Below are 19,260 nucleotides of genomic sequence, written 5' to 3' on the forward strand. Positions count from 1 at the left end.
ATGTTTGCTGGTAACTGAAAGTTAAATGTTGAGCAAACAAGGTCAGAATTGGATGAAGAAATTATTTCGGGGACGTTTTTGGATCATTTTGGGGGTTTTACTTGTTTTAGGTGTGATCGTCGCAGTTGGCTTAGTTAAGGCAAATAACCAGCGAGCGGCACAAAAACAGCAGTATCAAACGTATCAAGTTAAGCGTGATAGCGCGCTGTTACTAAAGGGCAAAGTAGCAGCGAAGGATACGGTTGCGGTTGAAACTGGTGTTAGCAGTACGGGAACATTAACAGCGATCAACGTTAAAAATGGGGAACACGTTGATCCCGGCACCGTCTTGATGACGTTTCATGATGATCAGGTACAAAGTCAGATTGATGAGGCTAACCAAACTGTAGCGAAAACCGAACTGGCGATTCAAAATGATCAGCAGGCAATTACAGCGTTGAAAAAACAGTCAAATCAGCCGACAACAGAAGTCACTGGTGATACTGATAGCTCAGTTGCTGACTCAGGTGCAGCTGCTGATCAGCTGCAACAAGCACGGAATACATTGGCGGCGGACCAACTGACATTACAGCAGACTAATGATAGTTTGACGCGTTTACAAGCAAAGTTAGACCCACAAGTGACGGCCAAAATTGCTGGTACGATCGTATTGGATACCACAAATAATAGTAATACTGGCATTCCGGATATGCAGATCATCAGCGATGGGCAGATCATTGACGGTCAAGTGACTGAGTACGATTATGCCAAGCTCAAACAGGAATTGGCAGTCACAGTTATGCCTGTTAGCAACACCGATCATTACCAAGGCAAAATTGTGACCATTGACCAAACGCCGCAAGCGGCTACACCAACAACAAGTACGGCGCAAGCTGGCGGCAGTGAAGCCGCAACCTATCAATTCACTGTAAAAATCGACCATAAATTGACTAATGGCTTTAATGTGCAAATTCGCGTTCCGCAGAATACGATTCGTTTACCTGCGGCTAGCTTAGTTAAAAAAGCTGGTACGCACTATGTCTATGTGGTTAAAAAGCATAAAGCCTATCGGCAAAAGGTGGTGGTTAAAAAAGTTGATGGCTATTGGCATCTGATGTCAGGACTACAACTGAAAACGACGATCATTACCAACCCTGATCATCACTTAAAGAATGGGCAAGAGGTGACGGTCAATGCTGATTGAGTTAAAATCCGTCAATAAATACTATCAAAATGGGGCACAAAACTTTCATGTCTTACGCGATATTAATTTAGCCATCGATCGCGGTGAATTTTTATCGATCATGGGACCATCTGGCGCAGGTAAAACTTCGTTGATCAATTTAATTGGTTTTATTGATCGCCAATATGAAGGTGAGTACCTATTTAACGGTGATTCTTATCAAAAAGCTAGCGATAATACGTTGGCGCGTATCCGCAATCGCAGTGTCGGCTTTGTCTTCCAAAACTTTAAGTTGATCGGCAACAACACGATTCTAGAGAATGTTGAGCTGCCGTTACTTTATGGCGGTATGACTAAGCGGGCCGCTAAGCCAGTCGTTGAGCAAGCCCTGATTCGTGTCGGATTACCTAACAGTAGCCAAAAGGTTCCCAGTGAACTTTCTGGTGGGCAACAACAGCGAGTCGCAATTGCGCGGGCATTAGTGCATCAGCCTAAATTTATCATCGCTGATGAACCAACGGGCGCGCTGGATACCAAAACTTCGGCGGAAATCATGCAAATCTTTCGTGACCTTAATCGCAATGAGGGGACCACAATTGTTTTAGTGACCCATGATCCTCAGGTTTCGTTATATGGTGATCGGCTGATCAAGATTCTTGATGGTGCGATCACAGCCGATGAGGAGGTGACGCAGCATGCGCTTCGCTGAAATTTGGACCACCGCACTACGTTCGATCCTAAAAAATAAACGCCGCAGTATTTTGACCATGCTAGGGATCATTATCGGGATTGCGGCCGTTGTTACGATTTTAGCGATCGGCGATGGTTTCTCCAATTGGGTGACTAAAAGCATTACTAGCAATAAATCTGGTAAAGTCGAAACCCAGATTGTTTACATGCCAAACGATACTGCCAATACCAGTGCACAACCCTTTAATGAGCGTGATCTGACTTTAGTGCGTCAAGTCAAAGGCATCGCTAAAGTGAAGCAGAGTAGTTCGGATTCCGATTATGCGCAGCTTACGTTGCCGGTAAAGAATAAGACCAAAAGTGTGTTGGTCCATTACACCAAAGGTAAGAGTAGTAAAGTGATCGCAGGCCGACGTTTGACCGCGATGGACAATGAAATTGGTAATCAAGTTGCAGTGATCGATGCCAGTTTGGCCAAAAGTCTATTCGGTGGCACAACTAACGCTTTACATCATGGGATTACCGTTGACGACCAGTTATATGAAATTGTTGGTGTCCGCAGTTCAGTAGCTAGTAGCGTTAATTTTACTGATGCCATGAGTGGACAAATCCCGACAAATATCACGATCCCGCGTAAAGTGCATCAGTACTATACGCGCAGCGAACGCACTGGTGATTTATTGACGTTGTCGCTAACTAAAGGTGCTAAAGCGAGTCGTGTAAACAAACGGGTACTGCATATACTGAAAACGCAAGGTAGTATGCGCAGCCAGGGAGAATATCAAAGTAACGATCCAACAGCGCAAGCAGATACGTTCGGTAAAGTCCTCAATGCGATCACCTATTTTGTTTCGGCCGTTGCTGGGATATCGTTATTTATCGCCGGTATCGGCGTGATGAATATGATGTATATTTCAGTTGCTGAACGGACTACCGAAATTGGGATTCGCCGCGCGATGGGCGCCCGGCAACAGGATATTCGGCTACAATTCTTATTAGAAAGTGCAACTTTGACAATTCTAGGTGGTTTGATCGGTTATGGACTGGGCGTGTTGTTGGCGTTAGGGGTTAGCGCGCTGCCAGTGATGCCGTTTAAGGCCAGCTTTAGTTTTGGTGGGTTTGCGTTAGCGTTTGGCGTCTCCACTGCCGTCGGTTTAGTCTTCGGCGTGATGCCAGCTAATGCTGCTAGCCGCAAGGATCTGATTGAGATTATTCGTTAAAAAACTCGTCATACAACTTATTTGGAGGAAATTAAAATGAAAAAATGGTTCAGTCAAGCTAGTGCTAATGACACAAAAATTTGGATCACCTTATATTTCATCGTTGATTTGGTATTAGCCTACTTTGTTGCATTTGTTTACCCGCCAAAAGCGTTATTAGTCAATGCACCGGCAATGGTCAAATGGGTCACCTTTGGTAGTAGTGCGATCGGTTTGGTAATTGGCTTGTTTTTATCAACGTATATCGGTTATTTGATCTATTTCATCTGGCGCAGTATTTTGCACGAGGAGCCAGCCAACACAGCTGCCACTAAGCGAAGTTTTTATTTAACGACTTGTCTTTCTGGTATATTAGTTAGTTTGGTGCATTTAGTGATGATCATTATTACTGGTGGTGTGATCAATCAAACTGTTACGATTATTTTGGCAGTAGTTAGTGCAATTGTGACGGCAGCGTTGATCTACACATTTTTTACAGTGTTACTGCATAAAATTAAATTAGGTCGGGCAGTTGCACTGACTTTGCTGGTGATCGATCTGATCCCAACGATAATTGGGTTATTTAGATAAACTTTAAGGCTAGGTGTTGTAACTGACACTTGGCCTTATTTTATTGACAACTAAAGAGTGCTAGCGTTTTTAGACAGATACACCTATAGTTTAGGCGAGGTGATCGATATGTTATTGACCCAGCAATTGAAGCACCTGCGTGAAAAAAATGGCTATAGCCAAACTGATCTGGCGTATGAATTGGGCATTAGTCGGCAGTCGGTTTCCAAGTGGGAGCGGGGTGAAAATTTTCCCGATATCAATAATTTGTTGCGCTTAAGTGAACTCTATAATGTTTCCTTGGATGAATTAGTCCGTGGTAGCCAATTTTTGCGCCGACCGTTTGTGGTGGGGCGCAAAGTGCATTGGCGACGGTTGATCGTTGATTTTGTACTATGGACGGTGACTTGCTTGCTGTTAACGGGATTTGGTTATCAACCGTGGTGGCTGTTTGGCGGTATTTTTCTGTGTGGCATTATCCTAGTAATACCAGTAGATTTTGACGATTACTGGATCGTTGAAAAAACGCAGATCAGATTTGTTCAGTATGATCGACGGTCGCTGCACAAATTTTTGCAGGTGTTGGGCCTAGCACATAAAACAATCAGTAAAATTCCGTATACAATGATCGACAACAGTGAGTTACTCTATAACAAACGGCAACGGATGCCGTTTGATTGGTATCCCGATAATTTTGGTTTACGACTGTACTTAAAGGATCAGCGGCAGATTTATTTGCCACTTAAGCAAAACTTTACACAATATCTGCCGCAATTCATTCTTTCGTTGAAGAAAAAGGGCATTGTGACTAGCGATGCTCAGCAGCTGCAGACTGCGATCATGAACAAAGAAAATCTCTACACCTATATGGAAAAACGACTAAGTGATGGTGATGTGAAATGATTAAAGCAAGAAAGTTTGTGGCTGGGGATGCCACAGCAGTAGCGCAATTAATCGCGGCAACGTTACGAACAACTAATCGTAAAGATTACTCAGCTGCTTACATTGAACATGATATTCAGCAAATGGATGCTGCCTTTTTCAAGCAAAAAGCGCAGCAAACGCATTTTTATGTTTTTACTGATGCTGCGCGAATTATCGGGACTGGTGCGATTGGCTCGTACTGGGGTAGTCAAACGGAATACAGCCTGTTCGATATTTTTGTTCATCCGGAATATCAAGGTCACGGCATCGGTCGCCAAATTATAGCTACTTTAGAGACAGATGACTATTTTCAGCAAGCGACGAGGGTTGAAATACCAGCCTCGATCACTGCGTTAGGTTTTTACCAGAAAATGGGTTATCAGTTCAAGGCTGGCGTGGCGGAAGTCGATGCGGAACAATTATACCGACTAGGGTCCGTCTGAAAACTACTTAAGTAAGATGCAAATTGAGGCAATGTAGACCGTAGCCAGATAAACATGAGCGAGCTTATCATAACGCGTTGCAATCCTACGAAAGTTCTTCAACTGATTGAAGAAGTTCTCAATCAAATGGCGCTCACAATAAACGTGGTAATCACAGGTCCACTTGTCTTTGGTATTTTCCTTTGGCGGAATGGTATAGACGCCTGCTTTATCTTCAATATACTGGCGAAGTTTCGCGGTGCCATAGGCTTTATCCGCGATAATATTTGATTGAGAAATATCGAAGCCTTCCAGCAACTCACTGGCAACTTGGCTATCATGTACTTGACCACCTGTTAGGCGAAAACCCAAGGGATTCCCTAATCCGTCAACGAGTGCGTGAATCTTGGTCGTTCGGCCACCTCGACTTAGTCCAATAGCTTGATTTTCGACCATACATTCGGCGTTTTTTTTGCCCCAGTGGCCTTTTGATGCGCTCGAACGATCGTTGAATCTAAGCTCAAGTTTTCCATGTCGGGATCGTCAATCAATTCGAGAAAAACCTGTTCGAACAAGCCTGAACTTACCCAGGCTCGGAAGCGACTATACACCGTTTTCCAAGAGCCATAGCGTTCAGGTAGATCACGCCAAGGAGCCCCGCTGCGCATGAGCCAGAGGATAGCGTTGAGGGCGGTACGGTTGTCTAGGCTTGATGGACGGCCAGTCCGGTATGGCGGGAAGTATCCTTTGATTCGGTCCCACTGAGCATCTTCCAGTTCGTATCGTTTAGGTGTTGTCATCGGAATGCCTCGATTCGTTTTTCCTCAGATTATACCTGAATTTTTAGTTTTCAGACAGTCCCTAGAAAAATACCCAAATCATTAACTTTGAATGCGCTTTCTAAAAATGGCTGTTACAGGTATAATTAATCTATAATAGTGGTTAATGGGGGCATTTTGATGCAAAAGTGGTTCAGCCAAGTCGGTAAAAAGGATACGAAAATCTGGGTGATACTGTATATTATAGTCGGTATTGTCTTGGCGTATTTCAGTACGATCGTTTATCCGCTGTCGGTACTACTTGCGCAAATGCCTGGGCGGGTCAAGTTTATAATGTTTATCGCCAGTATTTTGGGATTGGTGCTGCGACTATTTATTTTTACGTATGTTGGGTATCTCGTTTATTTACTACTATGCAGTGTCTTGCATGAAGCGCGCGCCGATAAAACGGCCACTAAACGCAGTTTATATTTAGCCGTTTGCATCTCTAGCGTTATCGTTGCTTTGTTACAGTTGGTTGCGATCATCGTAACAGCGGGCAATATTAGTCAAATTCTAAGCATCGTCTTGACTGGTTTAAATGCGGTAATGTTGGCTTACTTAAGTGCACAATTTTTTGCACAACGACTGCATAAAGTCCACTTAGGCCGTGCGGTAGCTGGAGTGCTATTTATCTTGGGATTAGTGCCAATCGGGTTGAATTTGTTGTTGCCGCAATGAAAGTGAGCATCAGATAATGCAAAACGAAAGTGACTATATTATGCGCCAGATCAAGGCCTTCGCTGAGGGTCTTGGTTATATGCTGAGTAAGAACAAAAATAATACCGACACTGAAATTATATTTCATATGGATGAACCGTTGTTGCCACATCAATTCGAGTTGCAGCAACTGATTGATAAAAAGCAGTACGCTGCGGCAGCCAAACGATTGCTGAGCCTGAGGTACGCCATATCAGAAACGGATTTCTTCAAACTTGGTGTATGGTTTTATGATACGTTGAATCAGCGTAGTGATACCGAATTACAGCAAAACAATTATTCGCGCGCTGCGATCGTTGCCGGGCTAAAACAATTGCAAGAACTGCAAGATGGAGGAGACCGATGAAGAAGCGTAAAAAGAATTATTCAGCCTGGCTGAGTGGGGCAATTGCCTATTATGCGATGTTAAGCGCTTTGCTAGCGATTACCGTAGTTTTAATGATTAAAGGAAAAAATCCTAGTGTGCCGCTGGGCGTTGCTTCCATGGGTCTGGCTATTTATTTTATTACGTATGCACTTCAACGCAAATAAATTGCAAGATGGAGGAGACTGATGAAGTCGTGGAAGCATAATTATGCAGGCTTACTGGCAGGTACGATCGCTTTTTTGTTGTAGCTCTACTGGCAATTGAGCTGGTTTTAGTTATTAAGGGGGGAAAATTACAGTATCCCATTCTGAATTATTTTGATTGGCACAACCACCTTTTTCACTAGTTATCTTTATTTACTGAAACATCCGCTAAAACGTTAAACTAAAGCCAGCAGCCTTAATCAAGGTCGCTGGCTTTGTTAATGATTTGGATCATTTTAGTAACTGCCGCTGGGATAGTTAATTCAGTCGTGTCTAATTGTGCCGCAACTTGTTTCGTAATCGTCGTTTTGCGATACCCATGGTGCCGCTAACAAAAATTAGTTTTTTCATCGTTTTACCTCGCTATTTATACCGGTACTGTCAAACGTACCTCGTTTTTGTTATTAATTTCCGAATATTAAAAAACACCCGAACGTCTTTTTCTGGTATTCTTGGTGTGCGAACAACAAGAAAATCCAGAAAGAAGGATTCGAGTGCATACACCATTAATAGCCTATTTAGTTCTAATAATCAAGCTCCAAAGACAAATTATTTTGATCCTTTTAGCTCAGTTGGCTGAGATCTTTGATCATTCACGGCTGCCAAGCGCTGATAAACCGGTATTCAAGCGTTTTAACCAATTTCAGGTCGATGAGAAAGTCCCACTACTTCAAGCTGATATCGGTTCTGAAGCCCTCGACTACCAGCAGTTGATCGCTGAGTCGCTTGAAAAGAACGGTAAGCCGATACTGCCAGTCAGGCGGCGTAAACCAATCAGCTTTGCGGCGCAAGACTGTCCGCGGTGCTCGGCACCACAGGACTATCTTTACGCCAATAACGGTGCTGGCGGTCAGCTACGGTGCAAGGTCTGTCAGTTCAAGTTTCAAGATGGTCACGCCGAGAAGAATAAGACGGTCGCTTTACGTTGTCCTTATTGCCAGAATCGCCTGAGTATTCACAACCGTCGGACCAAGTTCGACGTCTGGTGTTGTTACAACGATAAGTGCGCATTTCGCCTTGGTGCGATTGCCTCAATGTCACCCGCTGAAGTCGCTGACTTCAACGTCCATCCAACTGCCCACAAGGTGCGCTACACTTGGCGAACCTACAACTTTGAACTTAAAGGCATTGCGCCAGAATCGCCGATCCAAGCACCGGTAGACCTCGATCGGATTCAAGCCAGCCCTGAAGTGCTGGGCTTGGTGCTGACCTATCACATCAACTATGGTCTGTCAGCGCGGCGAACCGCGGCGATCATGTACGATATTCATGGCGTTAAAATCTCACACCAGACCATCCATAACTACGAAATGGCGGTAGCCGCTGTTGTCCGGCCTTTCTGGGCGAATTATCCTTACGCACTGTCCGATCAGATTGTTGGTGACGAGACTTACGTGCGCGTGAAAGGCAAGTAGCACTATATCTTCTACTTCTACGACGCCAAGTGTAAGCTCATTCTCGCCGACTACGTGACCCCTAATCGCACAACCGAATCAGCGGTCATTGCGATCAACCAAGTCCTCCAAAAGATGCCTCAGATCCCTGAGAAGCTTAACTTCGTCGTTGACGCGAATCCGATCTACCAAGTTGCCCAGATCTATTTTGCACAACAGGGCATCAAGTTTGGCATTCACCAGGTTGTTGGTCTTGAAAACAAAGATGAGATCAGTCGTGAGTACCGCTTCTTAAAGCAAACCATTGAGCGCTTGAATCGTTCCTACAAAGAAAATTATCGTTCCAGTACCGGCTTTGGCTCTGCCACAGGTTCAGCGAGTTACACGGCACTTTATTCAGCGGCCTATAACTTCTTGCGGCCTCATGAAGCACTGCATTACCGCATTCCTGTTGAGTTACCACAACTCAAACCGTTTGAACGAATGCCGGACAAATGGCTGGCGCTAATTGAACTAGCGCAGTCTCAATTACCAACAGCAGCCTAGATATTCTGAAAAATCAGACTAACTAAGGCTTAATTTGTGTACCCTAGAACACATAAAATAGGCAAGATCCAGTGAGAAGCAACACCTGAATTAAGTTCGATTCATCCGTGAACGGTGATTCCATATATTAATCGTCATCCCCCCTTGAACATCCGGTTTTGAACTTGGGTTTCATGGAACTTTAGACGTTACCTTTATACCAATTATTATGCCATTAATTATGAGATTATAGTTAAAAAATTCTACAAATAGCGTATACTAAACGAAAAACGATGAAGAAGATGAAGTTAATGCGGCGAAAAGACAGAGAAGTTACTGATACAACTGAAATCGCGGCGATTTTACAAGCTGCGCATGTGATCCATCTTGGTATCCAAACACCAGATTATCCGTATGTGGTGCCAACTAATTACGGTTTTGAATTTGTTGATCAGCAGTTATTTATTTACTTGCACGGTGCACCAGTTGGACGTAAACATGATTTGATCGCTCGGTACCCTAAAGTTGGTTTTGAGATCGATGACGGTGGACATTTAATGACGTCAACCAATGGTGATCCTAGCAAAAATTCTTTCGCCTATCGTAGCATTATTGGGACTGGTAATGCTGAATTAGTGACCGACCTTGCGGCTAAGCAACACGCCTTACAGACGATCCTAGTGCATGAGACGGGGCACGCTTGGCCTAACATTAAGGAACATGACGTTGAGTATGTTGGTGTCATTAAAATTACAGTCAATCAATATAGTGCTAAAGCCCATTATGATCCTAAATAATAGCGTGGCTCCGTCAACCAATGTTGGTTAGCGGGCCACGCTATTTTGCTATACGGTTTGTTTTTTTTAAATATCTGATTTTTGGTGAAAAGTATAGCCTAGATGAGACTTGCTTAGTACAACTTGATTACTGCACTAGTTCCTACTACCTTAAATAATTCCGCCCAACGATTGATCGAAAGTGAAGTCTGTGCGCGTTCGGCCTTAGCAATCTGTGCTTGCGAAATATGCCCAACTTTGGCAGCGACTTCTGCTTGAGTCATTTTTGCTTGTCGCCGTGCTATTTGAAATTTAATAGCTGTTTTAACTTCAGGTGTCAGCGGAAGAACTTCACTAAGATCTTCCCCTTTAGCACCGGCAACGATCAATTGGGCAATTTCATGTTCAGTGATTGGATGGTCTAGATGATGACCGATTAAATAAAAAATGCGAATTGGAACATTTGAATCAAGCAGTTCATTATTAGCTGCAGTAGCCGTCATAAACTCGTGTGAATCTCTGGGATAAGTTTCGATGATATGTGCAATTTCACGTCGCTTTGCTTCTACCGCGGCGATATCAGTTAAATCAATTGGCTGATTGGTGATTTGCATATTATAACCTCCGATACTTAGATAAATATTTCTCTATTACTTGAGTGCTGGCATACTCGTCAAAAATAACCTGCTGGCCAAAAAATTCACCGCCAAGTTGTTGATAAAATTTCTCAACCCCACTAGTTTTTGTTAGCAGTTTTACGAAGCCATCAAATCCATGAGCGAATGAATCTTGCATCACTAATGCCAATAATCTCGCGCCAACATGATGATGTTGTGCGGCAGCAACTACTTCGATATTATAAACAAAATTGTAACGATCGCTTGAAATTCGTTCAAAATTGGCTATGCCGACCAATTGATCTTTATAATACGCAACAATAACAATTGAATGTTGGTTTTCATCAAGGATTTGTTGCCAATTGAATTTAAACTGAGAGTTAGGTTGAAAATTATCTAGGAACTCTGCCGATGTAGACGTTGTATACACTACCTGCATAACTACATTATAGCATAATATTCATAAAATGAATATTATGCTAATCTCCTTTTATTTTAATTAGGGATACTAAGATAAAATTATCATCGGAGTATCTAATTAAAATATACGTAAAATAACGGCTAATGGTTTATTTTAATCGTCACTATGTTTTATACGACTCCAGTTAATTACATAGATGAGGAAAATGATTAAAGAACCGATGATCAATGAACTTATGATATTGTCCCACGTAGTTAAAGTGGTCAGAAAAACAGCCTACGCACTTTGCACTAGGTGACTTATACTGTGCAATAGATACCCATAATAATAGCGTTATGCAAGGCTTTTTGTCGGGCCTTTTTTAAATTTTCGGTCGTCACTTTACAGATTTTTTAAACACAACTAGCACAAGACTGATAACGGCTGTAAACATATCCTTAACCCTTCTATAATGTTTTTTTCCAACTATTCCAGCAATTTCGTCACGCATTCTTCACATTTTCTGGTTATAGTAATAGACATAGAGATGAAGGACCCCACCTAAATCCCTAACCCAAAACTTAATTTTTTCATTACCCCCCAAGTAATGAAAAACCCAACTCCTTTTCCAGCGTAAGCCCATACGCTGGTTTTTTATTGGTGGCAGATTGCAAGAAATAACTTGAACAAATTTAGTAACGCAGATTACGCAAAAAGATCTCAATCGGTGTTCGCCAATTTAAACATTTGAGTGGTCGGGAATTCAAATACCAGTTAATTTGAATCAATTCATCATCGGTAATCTCATCAATCGGTTGACCTTTGGGAATGAAGCGGCGTAGTACTCGGTTGCGATTTTCATTACTGCCTCGTTCATGTGGCGAATAAGCGTGCGCAAAGTACAGCGGAACACCGGCCTGTTCTTCAATGGTTACGAAGGTGCAGGCGTAGTCGCTGCGGTTGGCGCCGCGGGTTTTCTTTGCTGATGTTCCGCTAGCGCAGGCTGAGTACGTCGTGACACAACCGGAAAAGTTGATCCCGCTGCCGGACACAGTTAGTTTTGAGTTGGCTGCCAGTATCGCTCTGCAGGGATTGACCGCTGACTTTTTAGCACATGATTTAGGCCGTGACCAGCCAGGCGCAACTGTTTTTGTGCATGGTTTAACTGGTGGTGTTGGTCAAATCTTAGCGCAAATGTTGACTGCAGATGGGATCAATGTTATCGGGGTGACTGGTAATGAAGCTAAACGACAGTTAGCGCTGCAGCAAGGTGCTAAACAAGTTTTTTTACGTTCAACTGATTGGGTGGCGCAAGCCCAAAATGGCGCACCGATCACTACTGTTTACGATGGCGTTGGGTCTACGTTGGCCGCCAGTTTAAACATTGTGCAATCGCGGGGAAAAGTTGTTTTCTTCGGTATGGCGGCCGGTGACCCAGCACCGGTTGATCCTATGGCAATGCTTAGTTCGTCTAAAAGCTTATTAACTGGCGATTTGTGGGATTACTTAAGTGATCATTCAGCGCGCTTAAAACGCAGCTGGCGCCTGTTTAGTTATTTTCAAGCCGGTAAAATTAACTTAACGCCGGCCCAAAAATTTGATTTAAGTGCTGGTCGTGCTGCATATGAGCGGTTATTAAGTGAGCATACTGGTAAAATTATTTTAACGATTGGAAATAAATCGTCTGATGTAGTGCGCACCGCGGATTAAAAGCGTGCTGACAAAAAGGGCACGTGCCAGTTTGATATTGTGTCCAAGTGAGTTCATGGCGGCAATTGCCACAGCACACTACTTTTGCTGTCGGTGTCACCGGCATAGCAACAAAGTGGTGAGTACGCATGGCATCATGGCACTGGTAGCAAGCAAAATATTGCTGACAGCGTGCACATTTATTGGCGACGACATCAGTGGGACCATGATAGTGTTGACAACGACCATCTGCGGTCAGTTGCAATCCAAGAATCAGCGCGCTCATTTTTCTACCGCAGCAAATTGATCGAGTAGGCGTAAGCGCCGATGCAGCGCAATGGCAATACCTGACTTCAAGAGATCACCAGGTAGAAAAACGAGGCCAGCCAATAGTGCTTTGGGCAAGGCTAGATGGGTGGTGACACTTAGCCATAATGCGCCGCTTAAATTGATGAACAGCACACCAATCAAAATTGTGGCGCCGATTTCCCAAGCTAAATGCTGGTGGTTGTGTAATAACGTACCTAACAAAAATGGTGTGACCAGCCAAGCGTAAATATAGCCAGCTGTGGGACCGACAAACACAGCGGCGCCACCGTGGCCACCAGATAGAACAGGGAAACCAACGAATGCCAACGCCACAAATAAGCCCACCGCGTAGCTACCATTTTTTCGACCTAGTAGTAGGCTAGCGAGGATGATCCCCATATTTTGTAGCACTAATGGTACAGGAATTAGGCCGATCGGAATTGGGGGGATGTAACCAAGGACGATGATGACAGCCACCATAACGGCAATTTGGGTAATATCACGAGTTTTCATTGACTTAGCTCCTTTGGTTAACCATATATCTTAATTGGTTAACGTTGATTATAAAATACCACGTCTATACGCATTTGCCAATGAAAATATTAAATTTATTAAAAATTACAGCTATGTGCATTAAAAACGGGTAAACTAATGATGACAAGGTTTTGAAAAGGTAGGTATTGGGGTAAATGGATCAGAATACTCGGCGTGATGAGCGCAGTACAAAAAAGCATAAACATTTGGGTTTGAAAATTACTTTAGCAGTTGTTGCTTTGTTGGTGATCGGCATCGGGGCCGTTTTTGGCATGATGTGGAATCAAACGCAATCAACATTTAATAAGATCTATGATAGTGACGGTACTAAGCACGATACGACGATCAAGCAGAAAAAACCGTTCTCGATTCTGCTGCTAGGGGCCGATACCGGTGCTGATGGTCGGATTAGCCGTGGGAATTCCGATACGATCATGGTAGTCACGATCAATCCCAACACGCATAAAACCGTCGTTACTAGTGTTGCGCGGGATACATTAGCTGAAATGGTTGGGACCAAGTCGCTGAATGTGCAGAAATTGAACGCTGCCTATAACATTGGCGAATCAAAGATGGCGAAAGCTAGTGTTAAAAAGTTACTCAACGTGCCGATCAACTACTATGCCGCGATCAACATGGGTGGCTTAGAAAAAATCGTTGATGCAGTTGATGGGGTCACGATCACTTCATCAATGAACGTTACGTTTGATGGTATTACGATCACCAAAGGCAAGCATCATTTGAACGGGAAGCAGGCGTTGGCTTATTCTCGGATGCGTTATCAGGATCCCCGCGGCGATTATGGTCGGCAGATGCGTCAGCAACAAGTGATGATGGCTGTTTTGAAGAAGTTAGCGACGCCAAGTGGGATCACTAAATACAGCGCGCTGATGAAGACGTTGGAACCTTACTTGCGTACTGATATCACGTTGGATGATGCGATGAAACTAGCGACCGATTACCGCAGCAATTTGGATAACGTTTCTTCGAAGCAATTGACTGAAAAATCAGCAATGATCAATGGCAGTTCTTATCAGGTTCCATCCACGGAAACCTTACAATCCGTTTCTGATGAATTACGGACACAGTTGGGCTTGTCTAAGGAAACGCTAAGTAATCAGAATACGCGCTTGAACAAGTTAAATGCCGCATTCTTTAATGACGAAAGTAGTACAACTTACAATACTGATGGTGCGGTTACGCAGTATTACACGAACACCACATATTAGTAAATAAGGAGCTGGAACGATTTTAGTTGCGGCTCTTTATTTTTTTGCCTTGATCAAGGGTGGCGCGATTCTTTAATGGAGTAGGTAATTGATTCTCAGAACGCTGAAGCTTAGCGGGCACCTAACTAGTTTCAGTCACAGGTCATCTAGTTTAAATATGATGATTAGCTAAAAAATAATTGCACAATGCCCCATGTTTAGCGTAAGCTAGTTAAGGACCAATTTCGACCGAAGTTAGTTAGTATGGAGGAAAACAATGCAACACGTTAAAAAGATCGTGCAGGTTACTTTAATTGCAATCGGCTGGTTTGTACTGGCTCAATTGCTAACACTGCTGGTCAAGTACTTACTTTTGCGCCATATCACAGTATTAAATCATGGTCTTGGTGCAGTCGCAGCAGAATTATTCAGTACTGGTATTTTAATACTATTACTTTATTTTTATTATCGTCGGCGAGATCCAGCGGTTTTACCGTTTCCACGCAAAAAATGGTTTTGGTACTATGGTTGGGCCTATCTTGCTGGACTGTTCTTTTTTACGTTAGTCTGGTTAGGCACATTAGGACTAAATGCGGCAGCTGTCCATTCGGTCTTGCGTTCTGGCGCTTGGTTGTGGTTACTGATCCTCTTTTTCGGCTACGTGATCCAAGGCTTCAGTGAGGAACTGCTGACCCGTGGTTACATAGTGGGTAAGTTACTTAAAACCGAACGGACCTATGTCGTGGTGATCATTAATTCACTGGTTTTCGCAGGGTTGCATTTAATGAATACAGGAATTAACGGCCTGGCTTTTATTAACATTCTAGCCTTTAGTATTCTGTTAACACTGCTACGGTTGCGTTTTGCTAATTTATGGGTCGCGAGTGCCTTTCATAGTGCCTGGAATTTTGCGGAGGGGCCACTATTTGGGGTACCAGTATCCGGTGGCGCTAGTGATGCATTGGTTTTAAAAACGACTTCACACCTAGGCTTTGATCTGATCAATGGCGGTAGTTTTGGCTTTGAGGGCGGCTTCGTTATTTTATTGGTTTTATTGATCGCCATTGCTGGTTTTGTCTGGTGGGAGATCCAGCGGCCCAAAATTAATGATTGACAGCTAGTCTATCTGGTTGCATAATAAACACAATTAAAGCGGATCAATTCAATGCGTTGACGAGAAGAGTAATGTGCTGAGCAATGAACAGAGATGGCGGTAAGCTGAAAAAGCCACATTGCAATGAACATGAAGATGAGCTCTGAGCAGGTTGTTGGTATAAGCTAACAACTCGTGGGCAAGCGTTACTTTGCCGGGTATCAAAGTCTGGGCACAGACTGGCGTACCGGCGAGGTGTCGTTAGCGACACGAATCAGGGTGGTAACACGCAAAGCTGCGTCCCTAGTCTAGTTAAATCTAGGCTGGGGGCGCAGTTTTTTTGTCCAATTGAAAATGACCGTGTGAATGGAGGATTTGATATGCGTAAATTAAGATCCGTACTAGCAGGTGCGGCGTTAGTGATATTAGTCGGGGTGCTGAGTGCCTGTGGACAGAATTCCAATCAGCAGGCGGCCACAAAACAAGTTTTGAATTTACCAGCCAGCGCTGCGTTGGACACGATCGATTTGTCTAAAGCCACTGGTTATGGGCAGACTGGGAACGTTTTTGAAAGCTTTTATCGCTTAGGTAAAAATGGTAAGGCCACTGCTGGCTTAGCTAAATCAGCTAAAGTATCAGCGGATGGTAAGCAGTACACTTTCACGTTGCGCAACGCAAAATGGAGTAACGGTGATCCAATCACAGCACAGGATTTCGTTTATTCGTGGCGCCGGACGTTGAATCCGAAAACGAAATCACCGTACGCGTATTTATTTGAAGGCATCCAAAACGCTACCGCAGTTAGCCAAGGTAAAATGGCGGCCAGCAAGTTAGGCATCAAAGCCACTGATCAGCACACAGTGGTCGTAACCTTGGATAAGGCGATCCCGTACTTTAAAGTTTTGATGGCGTACCCACTTTTTGCGCCTCAAAACCAAAAAGTTGCCGAAAAGTACGGTAAAAAATACGCGACTAAATCGCAATATATGGTTTACAGTGGCCCATTTAAGATCACCAATTGGAAAGGAACTAACAATAAATGGTCATTTGTCAAAAATAATCAATACTGGGATAAAAAAGTAGTCAAGCTGCAGAAAATCAACTTCACTGTCGTTGAAAATGCTTCGACTAGTTTAGATCTGTATCAAAGTGATAAATTTGATTTAACGCAACTTTCTAGCGAACAAGTGGCAACGTATAAGAATAGTAAGGCCTATATCCAGTACCCATATTCTTACGTTAGTTACGTTGGTTATAACTTCGCCGACAGTGACGCTACCAAGCGTAAGGTGCTAAATAATCAAGATATCCGCCAAGCCTTTTCATTAGCAGTCAACCGTACACAGTTAGCGCAGAAAGTGATTGGTGATGGCACGTTGATCCCGACTGGTTTTGTTTCAACTGATCTAGCCAAGAATCCTACCACTGGTAAAGATTTTTCTGTTGAGCAAAAGCGTGGAAATACAATGTCACATGATGAAAAACTAGCGCAGCAGAAGTGGCAAACTGGTTTAGCGGCAACGGGTGTCAAAAAGGTTAGTCTGACCTTACTAGCTGCCAACGATAACGGCAGTGATCAGGCCACGAGTAAAGTAACGCAGTACCTGAAAGGGCAATGGGAGAAGCTTTTCCCAGGTTTGACGATCAAAATTCAGGCCGTACCATCGCAAATTGCCTTAACTGATCGGCAAAAAGGTGACTTTGATTTAACTTTAGCGGGTTGGGGTGCCGACTTTAACGATCCAATTTCCTTCTTGCAGATTCCAACAACAGGAACTTCTTACAACTATGGTAAGTACAACAATAGCGAATACAACCAATTAGTTGATTCAGCTACGAACGCTGACGCAAATGATCCCGCTAAAAGGTGGCGTGATTTAGTCAGCGCCAGTCACGTTTTACTCGATGATCAAGGCATTACGCCACTGTATCAAAGTGTTTATTCATACTTGCAACGCAGCTCAGTTAAAGGGATTATTCATAATACTGCCGGCACACAGTGGAATTATAAATACACCTATATCAAGTAATACTTGATTTGAATCAATTTTTTTAGAGTCATTTAGGTTTATAATAATTTTGAAATCTAAATGGAGGCGGAAATCATGGCTCATAACGGCGAGCACGCAGAACAATGTATTAAACTAGTCCCAATCTTTCAGACTTTGTCAGATGCTGAACGCGCAGAAATTGCGCCCTTAGTGCAACATCGCCATTTTACAGTTGGTGAAAGCTTATTCGCAGCTGGTGATGTCGTTGAATCATTGATGATCGTGGCGCATGGTCAAGTAAAAATCACGCAAATTGCAGCTAATGGGAAAGAACAGCTACTGTATCTACTGAATCCTGGCGACTTCGACGGAGAAGCCGCGCTATTTACAGCTAGTACGCGTCAAAACTTTGGCACTGCTTTAGCGGCGACTGATGTTTGCATGATCCGCCGCCAAGATTTCCAAAAGCAACTCAAGGTTTCACCGCAATTAGCGCTGAATATTTTAAATGCTTTCGGCCAGCGCTTGGCCAATGTAGCCGAGCAATCAACGCAAGCAACGACGGCTTCGATCGAAGAGCGGTTAGCTAATTACTTGTTGGAAACGGCAGGCGATACTGCTGATGATTTCAAATTACCAATGAAGAAAAAAGATATTGCTAGCTACCTTGGCACCACACCGGAAACGATCAGCCGCAAGTTCCGTGAATTTACGGATGACGGTTTGATTGAAAAATTAGCGGTCAATCGTTTTCGAATCTTGGATGCTGACGGGTTAGCATTGGTTGAATAATAAAAAAACGTGCGGCTAACGCCACACGTTGAAGTAAGTCTACATTTCGGTGTAGACTTATTTTATTGCCCGAATTTCGCCGATGATTTGACTGAGATGTTCTGCTGCCAAACGATACGGTTCTAATTGATCGCCGTATTTAGCGTTGAAGGCAGCTAAACCATTCGCTGCGAATTCATATTCATATTGATAAACTGTATCGTAAACACCAGTAAAACGGACTAATAAGTCATGTTGATCTTGTGCTAGTTGCAGCGCTAGTTGAATCGTACGAAAGTCGGTATAAGCCAGTTCGAACTGAACTGCCCAGGCGCGCATGAAATCGTGTTGTGCGGCGATATGTCGATAATGATGTTCAGTCGTCCAAGCTAGCCGATCAAGTGAATCAGATACATCAAGCATAGCGTAGCCTCCTAACTTAAGCGCGCTGAATAATCAGTTAGCGCGCTGGATTTTCTTTGAGTCCAGCGTTATTTGGTTCAGTGAAATCGATAAAACCAAGGTTATCATCGATCAAGCCACCATCACCGGATAAACTGAGTGTACCCAAATTAGCGTTTAAGTGTACGACCATGTTCTCATCCAAACTATCCATGGAGTAACCTTTAACTAGAAAATCCCCGATATTGCTGGTGATCGTTTGATCATAGCCGGGTGCTTCCATATCTGAATTAATAATGTTAATCGAGAATTGAACTTGCATATGAATCATGGCATGTTGTGAATAAGGCCCAACCCCGTCTTCAAAGGTTAGTAGTAATTTCTTACCTGGTGCCAAATGTGCTTGAATTTTTGCAGCAGCTGCATCATCAAATTGAATCTTCATTATCATTCACCCCACTCTAAATTTTTGTTTT

At 43.3% G+C, this 19,260-nt stretch carries 21 protein-coding genes, 2 pseudogenes and 1 other annotated feature; of the genes and pseudogenes, 16 read left to right on the forward strand and 7 right to left on the reverse strand.

Annotated features, from left to right (window positions below):
- The first annotated feature begins 52 nt into the window (after positions 1-52).
- The 6 genes from LC20001_RS00260 (at position 53) to LC20001_RS00285 (ending at position 4,988) form a co-directional block, all read left to right on the forward strand.
- Positions 53-1,183, forward strand: coding sequence for an efflux RND transporter periplasmic adaptor subunit (locus LC20001_RS00260; RefSeq protein WP_003677733.1), 1,131 nt, complete (start codon positions 53-55; stop codon positions 1,181-1,183).
- Positions 1,176-1,871 (forward strand): ABC transporter ATP-binding protein, encoded by a 696-nt coding sequence (locus LC20001_RS00265; protein WP_003677731.1) that lies wholly within the window; start codon positions 1,176-1,178, stop codon positions 1,869-1,871. The genes LC20001_RS00260 and LC20001_RS00265 overlap by 8 nt, the downstream gene beginning before the upstream one ends.
- Positions 1,858-3,072 (forward strand): ABC transporter permease, encoded by a 1,215-nt coding sequence (locus LC20001_RS00270; protein ID WP_003677729.1) that lies wholly within the window; start codon positions 1,858-1,860, stop codon positions 3,070-3,072. Before LC20001_RS00265 ends, LC20001_RS00270 begins: the two co-directional genes overlap by 14 nt.
- A 36-nt stretch (positions 3,073-3,108) precedes the next feature.
- Complete coding sequence (locus tag LC20001_RS00275; protein WP_010010503.1) at positions 3,109-3,642, forward strand: hypothetical protein; 534 nt, start codon at positions 3,109-3,111, stop codon at positions 3,640-3,642.
- A gap of 108 nt (positions 3,643-3,750) precedes the next feature.
- Positions 3,751-4,524: a helix-turn-helix domain-containing protein gene (locus LC20001_RS00280; RefSeq protein WP_010010504.1), complete on the forward strand. Its 774-nt coding sequence runs from the start codon at positions 3,751-3,753 to the stop codon at positions 4,522-4,524.
- Complete coding sequence (locus LC20001_RS00285; RefSeq protein WP_056943306.1) at positions 4,521-4,988, forward strand: GNAT family N-acetyltransferase; 468 nt, start codon at positions 4,521-4,523, stop codon at positions 4,986-4,988. Before LC20001_RS00280 ends, LC20001_RS00285 begins: the two co-directional genes overlap by 4 nt.
- Positions 4,989-4,991: 3 nt before the next feature.
- On the opposite strand, the gene LC20001_RS00290 is transcribed toward LC20001_RS00285, so the two are convergent.
- Positions 4,992-5,767, reverse strand: a protein-coding gene (locus LC20001_RS00290) for an IS5-like element ISLpl3 family transposase (RefSeq protein WP_086989537.1) whose coding sequence is annotated in 2 segments (ribosomal slippage) — positions 4,992-5,443 and positions 5,443-5,767 — 777 coding nt in all. Because the reading frame shifts where the segments join, the coding sequence is not laid out codon by codon here.
- Positions 5,768-5,926: 159 nt separating this feature from the next.
- On the opposite strand from LC20001_RS00290, the gene LC20001_RS00295 reads away from it, so the two are divergent.
- The 5 genes and pseudogenes from LC20001_RS00295 (at position 5,927) to LC20001_RS00315 (ending at position 9,791) form a co-directional block, all read left to right on the forward strand.
- A complete protein-coding gene (locus LC20001_RS00295; protein WP_010010506.1) occupies positions 5,927-6,466 on the forward strand; it encodes a hypothetical protein in 540 nt (179 codons plus the stop codon).
- A 16-nt stretch (positions 6,467-6,482) separates the two neighbouring features.
- The gene (locus tag LC20001_RS00300) at positions 6,483-6,851 is read left to right on the forward strand and encodes a DUF6483 family protein (RefSeq protein ID WP_010010508.1); all 369 of its coding nucleotides are present in this window, start codon (positions 6,483-6,485) and stop codon (positions 6,849-6,851) included.
- Positions 6,848-7,036, forward strand: a complete 189-nt coding sequence (locus tag LC20001_RS00305) for a hypothetical protein (RefSeq protein ID WP_010010509.1) — start codon at positions 6,848-6,850, stop codon at positions 7,034-7,036. Before LC20001_RS00300 ends, LC20001_RS00305 begins: the two co-directional genes overlap by 4 nt.
- Positions 7,037-7,569: 533 nt before the next feature.
- Positions 7,570-9,015 (forward strand): annotated as a pseudogene (locus LC20001_RS14750) (IS6 family transposase).
- A gap of 290 nt (positions 9,016-9,305) precedes the next feature.
- Positions 9,306-9,791 (forward strand): pyridoxamine 5'-phosphate oxidase family protein, encoded by a 486-nt coding sequence (locus LC20001_RS00315; RefSeq protein WP_010010510.1) that lies wholly within the window; start codon positions 9,306-9,308, stop codon positions 9,789-9,791.
- Positions 9,792-9,904: 113 nt separating this feature from the next.
- Here the strand turns inward: LC20001_RS00315 and LC20001_RS00320 are convergent, their stop codons facing one another.
- From LC20001_RS00320 to LC20001_RS00330, 3 genes and pseudogenes are all read right to left on the reverse strand, one after another.
- Positions 9,905-10,384, reverse strand: coding sequence for a helix-turn-helix domain-containing protein (locus tag LC20001_RS00320; RefSeq protein ID WP_010010511.1), 480 nt, complete (start codon positions 10,382-10,384; stop codon positions 9,905-9,907).
- A 1-nt stretch (position 10,385) separates the two neighbouring features.
- Positions 10,386-10,826: a GNAT family N-acetyltransferase gene (locus LC20001_RS00325; RefSeq protein ID WP_010010513.1), complete on the reverse strand. Its 441-nt coding sequence runs from the start codon at positions 10,824-10,826 to the stop codon at positions 10,386-10,388.
- A 653-nt stretch (positions 10,827-11,479) separates the two neighbouring features.
- Positions 11,480-11,716: pseudogene (locus LC20001_RS00330) on the reverse strand (transposase); the annotation flags it as partial.
- A gap of 85 nt (positions 11,717-11,801) precedes the next feature.
- On the opposite strand from LC20001_RS00330, the gene LC20001_RS00335 reads away from it, so the two are divergent.
- Entirely contained in the window at positions 11,802-12,497 is a 696-nt protein-coding gene (locus LC20001_RS00335) for a zinc-binding dehydrogenase (RefSeq protein ID WP_244901111.1), read from the forward strand.
- Positions 12,498-12,758: 261 nt separating this feature from the next.
- Here the strand turns inward: LC20001_RS00335 and LC20001_RS00345 are convergent, their stop codons facing one another.
- Complete coding sequence (locus tag LC20001_RS00345) at positions 12,759-13,298, reverse strand: biotin transporter BioY (protein WP_010010519.1); 540 nt, start codon at positions 13,296-13,298, stop codon at positions 12,759-12,761.
- 176 nt (positions 13,299-13,474) lie between these two features.
- Here LC20001_RS00345 and LC20001_RS00350 point away from each other — a divergent pair, with 176 nt between their 5' ends.
- From LC20001_RS00350 to LC20001_RS00365, 4 genes are all read left to right on the forward strand, one after another.
- Positions 13,475-14,548, forward strand: a complete 1,074-nt coding sequence (locus tag LC20001_RS00350; protein WP_010010522.1) for an LCP family protein — start codon at positions 13,475-13,477, stop codon at positions 14,546-14,548.
- A gap of 256 nt (positions 14,549-14,804) precedes the next feature.
- Positions 14,805-15,641 carry a CPBP family intramembrane glutamic endopeptidase gene (locus tag LC20001_RS00355; RefSeq protein WP_010010523.1) on the forward strand — a complete coding sequence of 279 codons (837 nt, stop codon included), beginning with the start codon at positions 14,805-14,807 and terminating at the stop codon, positions 15,639-15,641.
- Positions 15,642-15,688: 47 nt separating this feature from the next.
- Positions 15,689-15,928, forward strand: a binding site (T-box leader).
- A 72-nt stretch (positions 15,929-16,000) separates the two neighbouring features.
- Positions 16,001-17,650: a peptide ABC transporter substrate-binding protein gene (locus LC20001_RS00360; RefSeq protein ID WP_010010524.1), complete on the forward strand. Its 1,650-nt coding sequence runs from the start codon at positions 16,001-16,003 to the stop codon at positions 17,648-17,650.
- Positions 17,651-17,725: 75 nt separating this feature from the next.
- Positions 17,726-18,403: a Crp/Fnr family transcriptional regulator gene (locus LC20001_RS00365; RefSeq protein WP_010010525.1), complete on the forward strand. Its 678-nt coding sequence runs from the start codon at positions 17,726-17,728 to the stop codon at positions 18,401-18,403.
- A gap of 57 nt (positions 18,404-18,460) precedes the next feature.
- Here the strand turns inward: LC20001_RS00365 and LC20001_RS00370 are convergent, their stop codons facing one another.
- Both LC20001_RS00370 and LC20001_RS00375 read right to left on the reverse strand, forming a co-directional pair.
- Positions 18,461-18,805 carry a hypothetical protein gene (locus LC20001_RS00370; protein ID WP_010010526.1) on the reverse strand — a complete coding sequence of 115 codons (345 nt, stop codon included), beginning with the start codon at positions 18,803-18,805 and terminating at the stop codon, positions 18,461-18,463.
- Between the two features lie 37 nt (positions 18,806-18,842).
- Positions 18,843-19,229, reverse strand: coding sequence for an iron-sulfur cluster biosynthesis family protein (locus tag LC20001_RS00375; protein WP_010010527.1), 387 nt, complete (start codon positions 19,227-19,229; stop codon positions 18,843-18,845).
- Positions 19,230-19,260 lie beyond the last annotated feature (31 nt).

The sequence above is a fragment of the Loigolactobacillus coryniformis subsp. coryniformis KCTC 3167 = DSM 20001 genome, assembly GCF_002706425.1.
In the GTDB taxonomy this organism is placed as follows: Bacteria; Bacillota; Bacilli; order Lactobacillales; family Lactobacillaceae; genus Loigolactobacillus; species Loigolactobacillus coryniformis.